This window comes from Nocardia aurantiaca (genome assembly GCF_009708175.1).
Classification (GTDB): Bacteria; Actinomycetota; Actinomycetes; order Mycobacteriales; family Mycobacteriaceae; genus Nocardia; species Nocardia aurantiaca.
Window position 1 is genome coordinate 138,730 of the sequence record NZ_WMBB01000005.1, and the last position, 15,262, is coordinate 153,991.

The 15,262-nt window shown below is 68.4% G+C and carries 14 protein-coding genes; 10 read left to right on the forward strand and 4 right to left on the reverse strand.

Translation table 11 applies throughout. From position 1 onward, the window contains the following. Positions 1-7: 7 nt before the first annotated feature. Positions 8-505 (forward strand): DnaJ family domain-containing protein, encoded by a 498-nt coding sequence (locus tag GLP40_RS11780; RefSeq protein WP_154787922.1) that lies wholly within the window; start codon positions 8-10, stop codon positions 503-505. Between the two features lie 194 nt (positions 506-699). Here GLP40_RS11780 and GLP40_RS11785 read toward each other — a convergent pair whose 3' ends face one another. Then, the gene (locus GLP40_RS11785) at positions 700-1,881 is read right to left on the reverse strand and encodes a cytochrome P450 family protein (protein ID WP_154787923.1); all 1,182 of its coding nucleotides are present in this window, start codon (positions 1,879-1,881) and stop codon (positions 700-702) included. A 691-nt stretch (positions 1,882-2,572) separates the two neighbouring features. Between GLP40_RS11785 and GLP40_RS11790 the strand changes: the two genes are divergently transcribed. From GLP40_RS11790 to GLP40_RS11805, 4 genes are all read left to right on the forward strand, one after another. Beyond that, positions 2,573-3,025 (forward strand): flavodoxin family protein, encoded by a 453-nt coding sequence (locus tag GLP40_RS11790; protein ID WP_328290030.1) that lies wholly within the window; start codon positions 2,573-2,575, stop codon positions 3,023-3,025. Positions 3,026-3,128: 103 nt separating this feature from the next. Then, entirely contained in the window at positions 3,129-3,809 is a 681-nt protein-coding gene (locus tag GLP40_RS11795; protein ID WP_328290031.1) for a response regulator transcription factor, read from the forward strand. Beyond that, positions 3,806-5,095 (forward strand): sensor histidine kinase, encoded by a 1,290-nt coding sequence (locus GLP40_RS11800; protein ID WP_154787924.1) that lies wholly within the window; start codon positions 3,806-3,808, stop codon positions 5,093-5,095. The genes GLP40_RS11795 and GLP40_RS11800 overlap by 4 nt, the downstream gene beginning before the upstream one ends. Then, positions 5,082-6,128 (forward strand): hypothetical protein, encoded by a 1,047-nt coding sequence (locus GLP40_RS11805; RefSeq protein ID WP_154787925.1) that lies wholly within the window; start codon positions 5,082-5,084, stop codon positions 6,126-6,128. The genes GLP40_RS11800 and GLP40_RS11805 overlap by 14 nt, the downstream gene beginning before the upstream one ends. A 5-nt stretch (positions 6,129-6,133) precedes the next feature. Here the strand turns inward: GLP40_RS11805 and GLP40_RS11810 are convergent, their stop codons facing one another. Beyond that, on the reverse strand, positions 6,134-6,583 hold the full coding sequence (locus GLP40_RS11810) for a hypothetical protein (RefSeq protein ID WP_154787926.1): 450 nt from the start codon (positions 6,581-6,583) through the stop codon (positions 6,134-6,136). Between the two features lie 146 nt (positions 6,584-6,729). Here GLP40_RS11810 and dapA point away from each other — a divergent pair, with 146 nt between their 5' ends. Together dapA and GLP40_RS11820 are read left to right on the forward strand one after the other, a co-directional pair. Continuing rightward, positions 6,730-7,638 carry a 4-hydroxy-tetrahydrodipicolinate synthase gene (gene dapA, locus GLP40_RS11815; protein ID WP_154787927.1) on the forward strand — a complete coding sequence of 303 codons (909 nt, stop codon included), beginning with the start codon at positions 6,730-6,732 and terminating at the stop codon, positions 7,636-7,638. Then, a complete protein-coding gene (locus tag GLP40_RS11820) occupies positions 7,635-9,689 on the forward strand; it encodes a ribonuclease J (protein WP_154787928.1) in 2,055 nt (684 codons plus the stop codon). The genes dapA and GLP40_RS11820 overlap by 4 nt, the downstream gene beginning before the upstream one ends. A 267-nt stretch (positions 9,690-9,956) precedes the next feature. Here GLP40_RS11820 and GLP40_RS11825 read toward each other — a convergent pair whose 3' ends face one another. Continuing rightward, positions 9,957-10,517 (reverse strand): hypothetical protein, encoded by a 561-nt coding sequence (locus GLP40_RS11825; RefSeq protein WP_154787929.1) that lies wholly within the window; start codon positions 10,515-10,517, stop codon positions 9,957-9,959. A 38-nt stretch (positions 10,518-10,555) separates the two neighbouring features. Then, positions 10,556-10,945 carry a DUF4189 domain-containing protein gene (locus GLP40_RS11830; protein WP_230329487.1) on the reverse strand — a complete coding sequence of 130 codons (390 nt, stop codon included), beginning with the start codon at positions 10,943-10,945 and terminating at the stop codon, positions 10,556-10,558. 245 nt (positions 10,946-11,190) lie between these two features. Between GLP40_RS11830 and GLP40_RS11835 the strand changes: the two genes are divergently transcribed. The 3 genes from GLP40_RS11835 (at position 11,191) to GLP40_RS11845 (ending at position 15,148) form a co-directional block, all read left to right on the forward strand. Then, the gene (locus GLP40_RS11835; protein ID WP_154787930.1) at positions 11,191-11,808 is read left to right on the forward strand and encodes a TIGR03085 family metal-binding protein; all 618 of its coding nucleotides are present in this window, start codon (positions 11,191-11,193) and stop codon (positions 11,806-11,808) included. A gap of 125 nt (positions 11,809-11,933) precedes the next feature. Beyond that, entirely contained in the window at positions 11,934-12,125 is a 192-nt protein-coding gene (locus tag GLP40_RS11840) for a hypothetical protein (protein ID WP_154787931.1), read from the forward strand. Positions 12,126-12,547: 422 nt separating this feature from the next. Next, positions 12,548-15,148: a DNA translocase FtsK gene (locus GLP40_RS11845; RefSeq protein ID WP_154787932.1), complete on the forward strand. Its 2,601-nt coding sequence runs from the start codon at positions 12,548-12,550 to the stop codon at positions 15,146-15,148. Positions 15,149-15,262: the final 114 nt, after the last annotated feature.

Sequence of the window (15,262 nt, forward strand, 5' to 3'; positions counted from 1 at the left end):
TCGGGTCATGACCGAGCGCAAACCGCCCGGGCTCTCCTTCGAATCATGGATCGACAAACAGGTTCGCGAGGCAACGGAGCGGGGCGAATTCGACAACCTCAGGGGTGCGGGCCAACCCATCCCGTCCGGCGCCGCCGACGAAGACTGGTGGCTCCGAAGCTATTTGAAGCGTGAGGGCGTTGGTGCCGACGCTCTCCTGCCGGAATCGATCGTCCTCCGCCGGGAACGCGAACGCATCCAGGAAACCGTCCGAGACATGCCCTCCGAGAGGGAAGTTCGCGAAACGGTGACCTCCCTCAACGACCGCATAGTCAGCTATCTTCGCATGCCCAGCGGCCCGCACGTCCCGATCGGCCCGCTGAAGGTGGACGAGGTCGTCCAAACCTGGCGTGGCGAACGTGATGCGGCCCGAGCAGCGCGCACATCGGCCGTACCGACGCCTGCCTCCACATCCGAGCAAACCGTCGGACGCCGATGGTGGCGTAGAGGTCCGAAAGGCGAATAGCCGACGCCGATCGGGCCTCCAGCAGGATTTCGACACGGCCGACAGGGATCTCATCTTTGCGCTCGGTCAGCGGCCGGTGAAGGTTTCGTCGTCCCAGTCCGCACGGTCTCGCCGTGCCCGGATGTCATCGGTCGAGAAGAGGGGCCTCTTCACGGGCTCGCATCTGCGGTGAATTCGCCTGGGCCTCATCTTCTTCACGGAACGGCCAACGGCAGGGCGGGCGGGAAGATCACCGGCACCGACACGGGTGCGCGGTGGAACGCGCTCGTCCGCCATTCGAGCTGGTCTGTCGGCATGGCCAATTCGAAATCGGGTAGCGCGTCGAGAAGTTGGTCGAGTGCCTCCTGCACGATGACCATGGCCACGGATTGGGCCGGGCACGAGCGTGATCCGGCCCCCCAGGCCAGATGAGAGCGGTTGCCGGTGCGGTCGCCCGCCACCGCGGGATCGGAATTGCACCCGGTCGAACTGATGATCACCGGTTGGTCGACCGGCAGCCACGCATTCTCGACCGCCTGGGGTTGACGGGGATAGCGAGCGCACGAATTGGCCAATGGGGGATTGGCGAACAACACCTCGTCGATCGCGTCCCGCACGGTCAGCGCGCCGGCGAGCAGGTCATCGTGGAACTGCCTGTCCGTCAGCATCAACAGCACCGTGTTGACGATCAGATTCCAGGTGGGTTCACCGCCTCGGGCATAGAGGACCGCGAGCTGCGCGACGATCTCGGTATCGTCGAGCCCGGCCGGATGGGAAACGAGCCGTGAGATCACGTCCGGGCCGGGATCGCGCCGCTTGGTGGCAACGGCCTCGCGCAGGATCTCGTTCCAGCTCTGGTTGCGCCGGTCCGAGGTCTCCGCGTCGGGCGCGTCGCGCAGGGCGGCCATCGCGACGAATACCCGCTCGCCCATCTCCTGCGACAGGCCGAGCACGCTGTTGACCACCCGCATGGTCAGCGGCACCGCGTACTGGTCGAGCAGATCGGCCTGTCCCGCACTGCAGAATTCGTTGATCAACGGCACCGCGACGGCCTCGACCTCGCGACGCAACTTGAAGAGATCGACAGCTCGCAGTGTCTCGAGGTACGCGGGCCGATAGCGTGTGCGGTGTTCGTTCTCCGCCCCGGATCCCACCGTGCCCCACTCCATGAGCGGCAGGACGGGGCAATGCTCGGGAAGACTCGACTGCCATCCTCGCGAATCGGCGGGAAACCGGTCCGGATCACTCAAAATGCGCAGTGCCGCGCGGTATCCGATCACCAGGGTCGCCGAAACCCCCTGCGCCACTTCCACGGGGACGAGCGGACCGTACCGGCTCCGCATCCGGTCGTACGCGGTATGGGGATCGGCTGCGAACTCGGGCGAATGCAATCTCATGCGCCCTCATCCCTCACCGCGTGGTGAGCATCTGACTCCGAACCCACACGCGCTCGGAAAACATAAGTTACCAAGGTGTAGCTCCCATGAACGGACGGTATGCGACCGTCTCCACGAGCCTCGGCGCAACGATCACCCAGGATCGAGAAAGGTCCCATCTTGCTGCTGGAACGCCAGCGGCACGTATCCACTTGCCTCGCGATGGGATACGTCGACGCCGTCGTCGGTTCGCCAGCGGCACTCCCACTTCGAGAAAACATTCAGCGCACACGCGTGAGACACGTCGACCTACGAGATGCGTTTCGCTGGAACGTGTTTCGATCGTGCCGGAATGGTACCGCAAACAATGGTGAAGGCGCAGCGAACACTGCGGTGCCAACCGCCGCCTCATCCGCCCTCACCCGCCACCGCCAATCGCCGAGGCCCGGCCCCGTCGACCCGACACCGCCCCACCCGCAACCCATCCCGACGTTCAACCCGATGTTGCGGCCCGTTCACCACCGCGCGATCCCGCCCACCCTCCCGTCCTCGAGTCACGTCCGTGCGTAGGAGACGTGAACTCCTCGAAAAGCAGGGGCCTTCGGACGAATTCTGGCTTTGGTCAACGACGTCTCCGACGCCGGCAAGACAAGGCTGCCGCCACCTGGATGAGCGGCCGGTTCGGCGGGTGAGGGCGGGTTAGGCTCGGGGGGTGCCGACTCTGTTGATCATTCATCACACGCCGTCGCCGTTCATGCAGGAGATGTTCGAGGCCGTGGTGGCGGGGGCTACGGATCCAGAGATCGAGGGGGTTGATGTCGTGCGGCGGGCGGCGCTGGGGGTCACTGCCAGCGATGTGCTCGAGGCGGACGGGTATCTGCTTGGGACGCCCGCGAATCTCGGATACATGAGTGGGGCGCTCAAGCACGCGTTCGACACCTTCTATTACCCGTGCCTGGATTCGACCGAGGGCCGGCCCTATGGGCTGTACATCCATGGGAATCAGGGGACCGAGGGGGCCCAGCGAAGTGTGGAGGGGGCCACTACCGGGCTCGGGTGGGAGAAGGTGGCGGCGCCGGTGATCGTCTCGGGGAAACCGGAGAAGGCGGATATCGAGCGGTGCTGGGAGCTTGGGGCTACGGTCGCGGCGCGGCTCATGGGGTGAGAGTCTGGTTCCCCCGAATTCTGGTGGCTGACACATTCGGCGGGGTGGCGGTCATACTCGAGAGGGCGTTCTCGGGGAACGTCGCTTTGGAGTGTGGGAAGAGGTGACGGCCGCCGTGGAGGCGCAAGAGTCGGGGATACGCCGGATCGGGCTGGTCGAGGACCATGAGTCGGTGGCGATCGGGTTGTCGGCCATGTTGGCTCCCGAGGCCGATCTGGAGTTGGTGATCACTGCGGGCACCGTGGCGGAATTGCTATCGGCAGGGCCACGATTGGATCTGGTGGTGCTGGATCTGCGGCTCGCGGACGGGTCCTCGCCCGAAGACAATGTGCGGGCGCTGCGGGCGCGGGGGATCGAGGTGCTGGTGTTCACCGGGGCGGACAATCCGTTCCTGGTGCGGTCGGCCGCTCGGGCGGGCGTGTTGGGTGTGGTCCGCAAGTCCGAGGACATGCCGACGGTGGTCGCGGCGGTGCGCCGGGCCGCGCACGGCGAACAGGTGGTGACCACCGACTGGGCCGCCGCGATCGACGGTGACCCGCAGCTGTCGGATGTCGGGTTGAGCCCGCGTCAGCAGCAGGTGCTGCAGCTGTACGCCTCGGGGGAGAAGGCATCGCGGGTCGCCCGCATGACCGGCCTGTCCGAGCAGACCGTCAACGACTATCTGGGTCGTATCCGGCAGAAGTACGCCGACGCCGGCCGCCCTGCCCCCACCAAGACCGATCTGTACAAGCGGGCCGTCGAGGACGGGTGGCTGCCCGTTCCCGAGCGGAATCCGCGGACATGACCGCCTCCGGCGCCCTCGATGCCCCGGCCGCATCCCGGCCGATGCCCTCCCTCGCGGCGTTCACCCAACGCTTGCGCGACCGCCTCATCATGCAAGAGGATCCGGCCACCGCCGCCTACGACCGCATCATGCGACGGCTGGGCATCTCGATCGGCATCGCCGGCATCATCGTCGGCGGTGTCGAGCTGCCGGAGGTCGCCGAGCAGGGCCGGTACGCACCGGCCTGGTGGACGGTGGCGGCGGTGGTGCTGGCCTTCGGGTGGTACCCGATCATCGCCGTGGTGTCGGCGGTGTCCGGCCCGCGGGCCATTCGTTTCGTCTGCGGTTGCGCCGCCATGAGTTTCCTCGGTGCGCTCGCCTCCATCCCGTTCGGGCTGAAACTGCACACCGTCGATGCCACCACCGTGTGGCCGTTCCGCGTGACCGCGCTGGCGGTGACCGCGGCCGTGCTGGCCTGGACCAGCCGGGTGACCGTCGTCTACCTGCTGACCGCTGCGACCTCGGCCGCCCTCGCCACGGTGTACACGGTCAGCGCGGTCACTCCGCAGCACGTCACCGAGAACTTCCTGCGCTCAGCGGGTTTGGCGGCCCTGTTCGTCTGGTGCGGCACCGCCGCCACCGGCGCCGCGGCCCGCGTCGACCGCGAATCCGCCATCGCCAGCCGCCGCGCCGCCTCCCAGGCCGCCGCGCATTCCCGCGATCGCGAACGTGCCCGCTTCGCCGCCCTCATCCACGACGCCGTGCTCTCCACGCTGCTCGAGGCGTCCCGCGCGGGCACCAAATCCGATGTGCTGCAACGCCAGGCCGAACGCACCCTCGAGCAGCTCGACGAATGTCGCGGCGCGCAACGAGATCCCGATCTGCTCGACGCCCGCTCGGCAGTGCTGTTCCTTCGCGCCGCCGTGCACGAGATCAATCCGAGCATCCGGTTCGCCACCCGCACCTGGCCCGGCTACGACGACCTGCGCATGCCCGTGCACTCGGCCAGCACGATCGCCGCCGCCCTCACCGAGGCCGTGCGAAACAGCCTGCGCCACGCCGCGGTTCCGGGCCGGGAGGTACGGCGCACCGTCACCGCCACGGTCAGCGCGGGCAGCATCCGCATCGTCTTCACCGATGACGGCGCGGGTTTCGACCTCGCCGCCGTCTCCGCAGACCGCCTCGGCATCTCCATGAGCATTCTGGGCCGCATGCGCCAGCTGGCGGGCGGCTCGGCGTTCGTGGAATCCCAGCGGGGCGAAGGCACCACCGTGACCCTGGTGTGGGGTGGCGATGGTTCCCGCTGACAACTCCGCGCTCGATCTCGAGCCCCGGTTCGGGCTGCGCGACCTGCTCGGCCTGCGCGGCAGCGCCGCCTGGCTGTTCCTGCTCATCCTGGAAGCCGTCATCGCGCTGTACATGATGCGCAATTTCGGCCAGACACCGCCCTGGGCGGCGTTCGTGAGCCTGGTGCTCATGCTCAGCGCGGGCGCACTGGTGACCGCGATTCCGGTGGATCCGCTCCCGGTTCCGGTGGCCCTGTACGCGGTCGCCGCACCGGCGGTCGCCACCGCCCTGACGGTCATGACCCCCACCCATGAACTCCCGAACGACACGGTGTGGTCGGCCTTCGCCTCGTCCTATGTGCTCGCGGTGCTGGTGCTGCGCGGGCGCATTCGCGCCGCGTGGGTGGGCGTCATCGCCGTCGCGGTCGTGCTGGTGACGCTCGGACTGGGCTCGCACCTGCAACCCGCCACCCTGGTCGGCTCACTCGTCCCCGTCGGCACGGTCAGCGCCATCTCGGTCTTCACCGCGGTCATGCGTCCCATGCAGCGTTCCCTGCGCGTCCTGCGCGAGGATGCCATGATGCGCGCCGCCGCCGAGGCCACCATGGCCGCCGCCGACGGCGAACGCACCCGCCAGCTCGCGCGGCTGGACCGGGTCGCCCGTCCGATCCTGGAACGCATCGCCGACGGTGCGGAGCTGACCGCCTCCGAACGCGAGGAATGCCGGTTGCTGGAAGCCGAACTCCGCGACGGGTTGCGCGCGCCCCAGCTGGTCACCGATGAGCTCAGCGGCGCGGCGCGCGGTGCGCGGGCCCGCGGGGTGGAGGTCGTGCTCCTGGACGACGGTGGTTTCTCGGGCGTCCCCGAATGGGTGCGTAAACGCGTAATCGATGCCGCCACAAGGGAACTCGACGCCATCAACTCGGGTCGCATCACCGTGCGCGTGCTGCCGCTGGGCCGTCACGTGCTGGCCACGGTTCTGGCCACCGCCCCCGACCAGGACCGCCGCACCGAGATCGACACCGACGGCAAGGTCACCACCATCACCGACTGACAGGGTCAGGGGGTGTCGCAACGACCCGGGCCGCCCTTCTTCATCTGATCGCGCAGCGCGGACTGGACGGTGGTGGACAGCCAGGAGTTCAGCGACTGCCCGCTCTGCGCGGCCGCCTCTTCGGCACGCGCCTTGATCTGCTCGACCAGGCGCAGGGTGACGCGGCTGATATCGCCGGTGACCTCCTCGAAGGTCGGGTGGTCCTCCTCGGCTGCGGTCTTGCGCACATCGACGTGGGCGTCGGTCCCGTCGACCGACACGTGGACCGTGCGATCGGGGAGGGTGGCGTTCACCTCCGCGGCCAGCTCGGAGAGCGCGGCCAGCAACACCAGCCGGGCGGAATTCTCGGTGGCGGCGGCCAGGGCCGCGGCCGTAGCCTGGGTTTTCTCATCGCCGAGAGCCGCGGCGGCAATCAGGTTCTCGCGTAGCTGGGCGGTGTACTTATTCAGATCCATGACACCAGTGTGGCGTCAAATCTGACGCCATTCAAGGAAGCTTTCGACGCCAGAAATGGGCGCTTGACGCGAATCGTCATCGCGCCGGGCACGGTTCGGGTATAACGATGCAAATCCCGTTCGGGCGACGCTGTAGCCTTCTGACTATGACGAACGGTGAATCGACGCAAACCGAGCTGCGCGCGTCCGGCACAGTAGGTGTCGCGATGGTGACCCCCTTTACCGCCGAAGGCAAGCTCGACGTCGATGCCGGTGTCGCGCTGGCCGCCCGCCTGATCGACGGCGGCGTCGATCTGCTCGCCATCTCGGGCACCACCGGCGAGTCGCCGACCACCACCGAGTCCGAGAAGTTCGATCTGCTGCACGCCGTCGTCGACGCCGTGGGCGACCGCGCCACCGTCATCGCGGGCGCCGGCACCTACGACACCGCCCACAGCATCGAGCTGGCCCGCAATGCCCAGCGCGCGGGCGCGCACGGTCTGCTGGTCGTCACCCCGTACTACTCGCGTCCCAGCCAGGACGGTCTGTTCGCCCACTTCACCGCCGTCGCGAACGCGACCGACCTCCCGGTCACCCTCTACGACATTCCGCCGCGCTCGGTGGTTCCCATCGCCACCGACACCATTCGCCGGCTCGCCGAACATCCGCGCATCGTCGCGGTCAAGGACGCCAAGGGCGACCTGGGCGCCGGCGCCGAGCTGATCGCCGAGACCGGACTGTCCTTCTACTCCGGTGACGATGTGCTCAACCTGCCGTGGCTGTCGGTGGGCGCGACCGGATTCATCAGCGTCATCGGCCATCTCGTGCCGGACCGCCTGCGCGCTCTGATCGACGCCTATCGCGCTGGTGACGTGCGGCGGGCCCGTGAGATCAATGTGAGCATGGCCCCGCTGAACCGGGCCATGGCCCGCCTCGGCGGTGTCGCTATGACCAAGGGGTCGCTGCGCCTGCTCGGCATCGAGACCGGGGAGCCGCGACTGCCGCAACTCATGCCGTCCCCGGAACAACTCGACGAACTCGCCCGGGACCTGCGCGCGGCCGGGGTGCTTGCATGACCGGCCCCGTTCGTCGCCCGCGCCGCACTGCCAGCCGCGCCGCCGGCGCCCCGACCCCGGCTCCGGAGACTCCGGTGCAGCCCGCTCCGACCGCGGCTGCGGCGGAGCCCGCCGTCGAGACCGCGAGTTCCGCTGCCGCCCAGCAGGAGTCGGTGAGCGCTCGCGCGGAATCGGCTGCGGCCGAACCGGTTCGGGAGCGTGGCGGCCGTGGCCGCGCCGGCGCGTCGGAGCGTAGGACCGCGCAGACCAGGCCGGCCGAGGACGCTTCGCGCTCGCGCCAGGACGATTCCCGCTCGCGCGGTGACCGCACCCGCCGCGGCGGCCGGTCCCGCCAGGGCGGCCGCGATCGCGAGCCGGCCCTGCGGCCGCACGACCCGCATGCGCTCGGCACCCCGCCCAAGGCCCCCAAGGGCGGCCTGCGGGTGTTCGCGCTCGGCGGCATCGGTGAAATCGGCCGCAACATGACCGTTTTCGAGTACGACGGCAAACTGCTCATCGTCGACTGCGGTGTGCTGTTCCCGGAGGATCAGCAGCCCGGCGTCGACCTGATCCTGCCCGACTTCGGTCCGATCGAGAACCGCATGGACGATATCGTCGCGGTTATCCTCACCCACGGTCACGAGGATCACATCGGCGCGGTGCCGTTCCTGCTGCGCCTGCGACGCGACATTCCGGTCATCGGCGCGAAGTTCACGCTGGCGCTGGTGGCGGCCAAATGCCGCGAACATCGGTTGCAGCCCAACCTTGTCGAGGTCACCGAGGGTGAGCGTACCCGGCACGGCGCCTTCGACTGCGAGTACTTCGCGGTCAACCACTCGATCCCGGACGCCATCGCGGTGTCCATCCGCACCCCCGCGGGCATCGCGCTGCACACCGGTGACATCAAGCTCGACCAGCTGCCGCTCGACGGTCGCCTGACCGACCTCGCCGGTTTCTCGCGCCTCGGTGACGAGGGCGTGGACCTGTTCCTGGTCGACTCCACCAATGCCGAGGTGCCGGGCTTCGTGACGCCCGAGCGTGAGATCGGCCCCGTGCTCGACAATGTCATCGGCAAGGCCAAGGGCCGGGTCATCGTGGCCTCCTTCGCCTCGCACGTGCACCGCATTCAGCAGGTGGTGGACGTCGCGCAGCGCTACGACCGCCGGGTGTGTTTCGTGGGCCGGTCCATGGTCCGCAATATGCAGATCGCGCAGGACCTCGGCTACCTGGACATCCCGGACGCTCTGGTGGTCGATCTGGACCAGGCCGCCAACCTGCCGGTGCACAAGCTGGTGCTGATCTCCACCGGCTCGCAGGGCGAGCCGCTGTCGGCGCTGTCGCGCATGGCGCGCGGCGACCACCGCCAGATCAACATCCGCCCGGACGATCTGGTGGTGCTGGCCTCCTCGCTGATCCCCGGCAACGAGAACGCGGTCTTCGCGGTCGTGAACGGCCTGGTCCGGCTGGGCGCGACGGTCGTCACCCAACAGAACGCGAAAGTCCATGTCTCCGGCCACGCTTCGGCCGGTGAGCTGCTCTACCTCTACAACGCGGTCCGCCCCACCAATGCCATGCCGGTGCACGGCGAGTGGCGGCACCTGCGCGCCAACGGCGCGCTCGCGGTGGCCACGGGCGTTCCCGAGGAACGGGTCATCCTGGCGGAGAACGGCGTGGTGGTGGACCTGGTGGACGGTATCGCCTCCGTCACCGGCCGCGTGCCGGTCGGCCAGGTCTATGTCGACGGTCTGTCGGTCGGCGATGTCGGCGAGTCCACCCTCTCCGACCGCCTGGTTCTCGGTGAGGGCGGCTTCGTCTCCATCAATGTCGCCGTCGACTCGGCCACAGGAAAGGCAGTCAGCACACCGGAGGTGAGCGGCCGGGGCTTCTCCGACGACCCCGAGGCCCTCTCCGGCGCGCAGGAGCTCGTCGAGAGCGAACTCCACCGCCTGGCCGTCGAGGGCGTCACCGACACTCACCGCATCGCCCAGGCGGTCCGCCGCGTGGTCGGCCGCTGGGTCGCCGAAACCTACCGCCGCCGCCCCATGATCGTTCCCACGGTCATCGGCGTCTAGGTCGCGAAAGGTTCAGCAGCACAAAGCGAATCGCTCCGGCTGTCGGGGTGATTCGCTTCTCCGGCAGCCAGTCTCGCCGCCGGAGAAGTGGCCGCAGACCCGCGCCGTCGGAATACGCGGGCCGCGGTCCTTGCGAGCTGCCGGCCGCGCCGCCACCGGGCGATACCGGTGACAGAGGCGGCGGGTGGAGCCATGAAACAGGCCGCCCCGACAGCATGTGCTGTCGGGGCGCGACATCTCCGCCAGAGGCGGGGCTACAAGGGTTCTCTACTTGTCCTGGCAGGCGGCCGAATCGAGCTTGGCGGCCTTGACGATGCTGCACGCGTAGTTGTGGTCGATCTTCCATTCGGTGCCGTCGGCGACGAAGGAGACGGTGGCGTTCTGGACCGGCTTGCCATCGATGGTGACGTCGGCGTCGGCCTTGAGCTTGCCGTCCTTGGGGTCACCGACGTTGGTGATCTTGACCTTCACGTTGTTGGCCTTGGCGGCGTCGACCAGCTTCTGAGCCAGCTGGGGATCCAGAGCGGCGTCTTCGATCCAGCCGGTCTTGGTCTTGGAGTCGATGGACGGGTCGAACGCCTTGGTGACCTTGTCGTTCAGGTCCTGCACGCTCGGCTTGGGCAGGTCGGCGACGGTGGTGGGCGCGGGGGCCGCGCCGGTGAGCTTGCCGTCGCCCTCGGTATTGCCGTCGAACTTGCCGGACGGGGCGGCGGCCGAGGTGGTGGACGCGGCCTTGGTGCTGTCATCGGACTTGCTGCAGGCCACCAGACCGAAGGCCGACGTGGCCAGCATCAGCGCGGCGGTCGCGCGAAAGATGGTGTGTTTCAAAGAAATTCTCCCCGTGTCTTTGGAATGTCGCCGTCGGATTACAGCTGGTAGCCGGTAGTGCAATTCCAGTGAATGATGGTGGCGTCGCCGGAGTTCCGGTTCAGCGCCTGGTTCTTCGCCGCGACCCGCGAGGACGCCGCGCCGAAGGTGTAGTAGCCATCGCGCGCCGAGTAGGCGATGGCGCCGCAGCCGTTGGCGAAGCGCGCCACGATCTTGCAGTCATCGAGCGTGCACGAGCTCATGGCGGCGTTCTGCGCAGAGGGACTGTCGGAGTAGTCGTAGGAGTAGCCGATTCGACCGGTGGACACCGACAGCGCGATGGCGCCGTAGTAGTAGTCCTGGTAGGCATTGGCCGGCGCCGCGGTCCCCGCCAGGAGGGAACCGGCGGCCGCGACCATCACGGCTGCGCCGCTGACGATCTTCTTCAAGTTGTTGCCCTTCTTGTGCTTTCGGGTCCACGACCCAATGGACCGAGGGATCAAGCTACCGATACGGAAACGTCGACGCCAACCCGGATCTGTGTTTCGTGAGCGGCACCGAGGCGGGCATCGCATCCGGATGCGCTGTCACAACCGGAGCCGGGATCGTGATCGACGGCGGGCCTTATGGCCGACCGAGTGGCTCGCGGGATGCCCCCGTGCGCAATCGGAGATCCCGGACTAAGGTTCCCCTTATGACTTTGGCTCAACGGGAGCGCCAGGCCCTGGTCCAAGCGATGTCCGAGGTCGGTCCGGACGCGCCCACGTTGTGCGGGGCATGGACGGTGCGAGATCTGGCCGCACACTTGATCGTCCGTGAACGCCGGCCCGACGCCGCCCCCGGCATCCTGTTGAAGCCCTTCGCGCCCCATCTGGAGAGCGTGCAGCGCAAGGTTGCCCAGCGCCCGTTCGCCGACCTGCTCGACGAGGTGCGCAGCGGCCCGCCGTTCTTCCTGCGCCCGGTCGACTCGCTGATGAACACCACCGAGATGTTCGTCCACCATGAGGATGTCCGCCGCGGCGTTCCTGGCTGGAAACCGCGCACCCTGTCCGCCGCCGACGAGAACCAACTCTGGAAGCTGCTGACGCGCTTGGCGCGCATGGCCTATCGCGCATCGCCGGTGACGGTCGCGCTCTCCACCCCGGACGGCCGCCGCACCGTGGCACGCCGGGCCGGTGAGCGCACCGTGGTGCTGGCCGGGCCGCCGTCGGAGCTGCTGCTGCACGCCTTCGGCCGCAATGCCGTCGAGCTCGAGGCCACCGGTGCGCCCGAGGACGTGGCTCTGGTGCACGCCCTCGATCGCAGCATCTGATCTCCCGGCGCTGGAATCGCTGTCCCGGCGCAAGTGGCAGCGCGCACGCCCGTCATGAAACGATCACGCGCCGAGCGGTAGCTTGCGTGCTCGGCGGTGGCCCGTGGGTGATGAGGTGGTAGGCGATGTCTTGGCGACCGGCGGTGCTCGGACCGGTCGAGTTGACGGCCGATGGCGTGCCGATTCCACCCAAACAGCGGGCGGCGCTGGCCATGCCGGCGTGTGCGCGCGGGCGCACGGTGTCGGTCGTCATCCCCGACTTCCACGCCGTACTCACCGCCTGGACCGCCGGCACCGCCCGCCCCGTGGCCCGCTGATCCACCGCGCCCATCGCACGCGCACCCGCCACGCCTGACGACTGGGCAACGGCGCAGGCGAATGCCGAGCGCGTTCTCGAGCACGCGCTTGCCGCGGACGCGGGTTTGCGTGGACATGGTTCGTGGGACGTGGTTTGCGCGGACGTGATGCTCGGTACCCTATTGCCGCGCAGGAGATCTCGATCAGGCCGCTACCTCGGCGCCGGCTCCGTGGCATGGGCCGCAGGCGGCGGGCCTCCGCGTTCTTCCGGCGCGGGTGGGCTTGGGCTCGGCATGGCGTGACGGGTGGCTTCGGGCCGCCTCGAGGTCGGTGATCGCGCCGTCGGTGCGGGTTTTCGGTTGTCTGCGCCACAGTTTCTGATTCGGGTGGGCCGGGTGTTGCGGATGGTCCGGGTGGTGCTGTTGCGGCTAGCCTGGGACGCATGGCAGGTAAGGCCCGCACCGGAACGTCACGTTCGCGAGCGGGGGCCACGCGGGGGCAGGCTCCTGCACAGGCCCGCGCACGCGGTCCGCGCACACCCACGAAGGGGCGCGGGGGAACGGGACGGAAGGCGCCGGCGCGGCGGCCCGCACCGCGGCGGGGGTCGAATACCGCACCGCTCGCGGTGGTCCGGCGGGGTGTGATCAGCGGCTGGACCATGATGGCCAAGGGATTGGGCGCTACGACGCGGGCGGTCAGCCGGGCGGGAGACATCGAGCACGGGCATCGGCGGGACGGGATCGCGCTGGGGCTGGTGGCTTTCGCCTTCGTCATCGCGGCGGCCGTGTGGATGTCGGCGGGCGGCCCGGTCGGGCACTGGGTGGATACGGCGGTGCGGTGGATCGCCGGATCCGCTTCGGCGGCATTGCCGTTCGTGGCGGTGGCCATCGCCGTGATTTTGATGCGGACCGAACCGCAGCCGGAGATCCGCCCGCGGCTGGTGTTGGGTGGCCTGCTCGCCGGGCTGCCGCTATTGGGCCTGTGGCATATGGCCGCGGGTTCGCCGACGGACGCGCACGGCCGCGCGCACGGCGCCGGGTTCGTCGGCTATGTGGTGGGCGGTCCGCTGCGCGATGGTTTGAGTGCTTTCCTGGCGGTGCCATTGCTGATGCTGGCCATCGGTTTCGGCCTGCTGCTGCTCACCGGCACCCAGGCGCGTGATGTGCCCGACCGCCTGCGGGAGATCTTCGGCACCGGTGCGGGCGGTGACGAATACGAGAGGTACTCCGAGGAACGCGGCCTCTATGACCCGGACAGTTACGACGCGGACGGCTTCCCGCTGCACCGTCCCGAGGTGCGCAAGCGCCGCGGCCGCACCCCGTCGGAGAACTACCCGACCGACGAGTTCGCTGGCTCCGACGCGGCCACCGAGGTCATCGGCGAGCCGCCGCTGCAGGACGCCAAGGACATCGCCCTGCCGGAGGAGAAGCCGAAGCCCAAGCCGCGCAAGGCCGCTCCGAAGGTCGTCGACCAGACCCCGCCGCCCCCGGAGCCGCAGCAGTTGGAGTTCGTCACCGACCGCGAGGTGGACGGCGACTACACCCTGCCGTCGCTGTCGCTGCTCACCGACGGCGATCCGCCGAAGAAGCGCAGCGCCGCAAACGAATCCATGATCGAGGCCATCACCGAGGTCCTGGTGCAGTTCAAGATCGACGCCGCGGTCACCGGTTTCGTGCGCGGCCCGACGGTCACCCGCTACGAGGTGGAGTTGGGTCCCGGCGTGAAGGTCGAGAAGATCACCGCGCTGGCCCGCAATATCGCCTACGCGGTGGCCACCGAGAATGTGCGCCTGCTGGCCCCCATTCCGGGCAAGTCGGCCGTCGGCATCGAGGTGCCGAACGCCGACCGCGAACTGGTGCGCCTGGCGGACGTACTGAAGGCATCGACCACCCGCAACGACCACCATCCGCTGGTGATCGGTCTGGGCAAGAACATCGAGGGCGAGTTCGTGGCGGCGAACCTGGCCAAGATGCCGCACCTGCTGGTGGCGGGTTCCACAGGTTCGGGTAAGTCCAGCTTCGTCAACTCCATGCTGGTCTCGCTGCTGTGCCGGGCCACCCCCGATGAGGTCCGCATGATCCTCATCGACCCCAAAATGGTGGAATTGACGCCCTACGAGGGCATTCCGCATCTGATCACGCCCATCATCACCCAGCCGAAGAAGGCCGCGGCGGCGCTGGCCTGGCTGGTGGAGGAGATGGAGCAGCGGTATCAGGACATGCAGGCCAACAAGGTCCGGCACATCGACGACTTCAACCGCAAGGTGAAGTCCGGCCAGATCACCGCGCCACTGGGCAGCGAAAGGATGTACCGCCCCTACCCGTACATCCTCGCGATCGTTGACGAGCTCGCCGACCTCATGATGACCGCGCCGCGTGACGTCGAGGACGCCATCGTCCGCATCACCCAGAAGGCCCGTGCGGCAGGCATTCACCTCGTGCTGGCCACCCAGCGGCCCTCGGTGGACGTCGTGACGGGTCTGATCAAGACGAATGTCCCGTCCCGCCTGGCGTTCGCGACCTCCTCACTGACCGACTCGCGCGTCATCCTGGATCAGCCGGGCGCGGAGAAGCTCATCGGCATGGGCGATGGCCTGTTCCTGCCCATGGGCGCGAGCAAGCCCACTCGTCTGCAGGGCGCGTTCATCTCCGACGAGGAGATCGCCGGGGTCGTCGACTTCGCCAAGACCCAGGCCGAACCCGACTATCAGGAAGGCGTCACGGCCGGAAAGCCCGGCGAGAAGAAGGACGTCGACCCGGACATCGGCGACGATCTTGACCTGCTGTTGCAGGCCATCGAGCTGGTGGTCACCTCCCAGTTCGGTTCCACCTCCATGTTGCAGCGCAAACTGCGCGTCGGCTTCGCCAAGGCGGGCCGGCTCATGGATCTGATGGAAACCAGGGGAGTGGTCGGCCCCTCGGAAGGCTCCAAGGCCCGCGACGTCCTCATCAAGCCCGATGAACTCGACGGCCTGCTCTGGACCATCCGAGGCGGCGACGGTGCACCGCCCCCCTCGGATGGTGCGGAGTCCGAGGACCTTTAGGCGCTTACTTTCCACCGGCACGGCGCCCAACAGCGGATTCAGCTATTGCCGCTGGCCTCGATCAGGGCGGGTGTGGCGTGGCGACGAGCACCGACGGATAGTGGCATGGTGCTC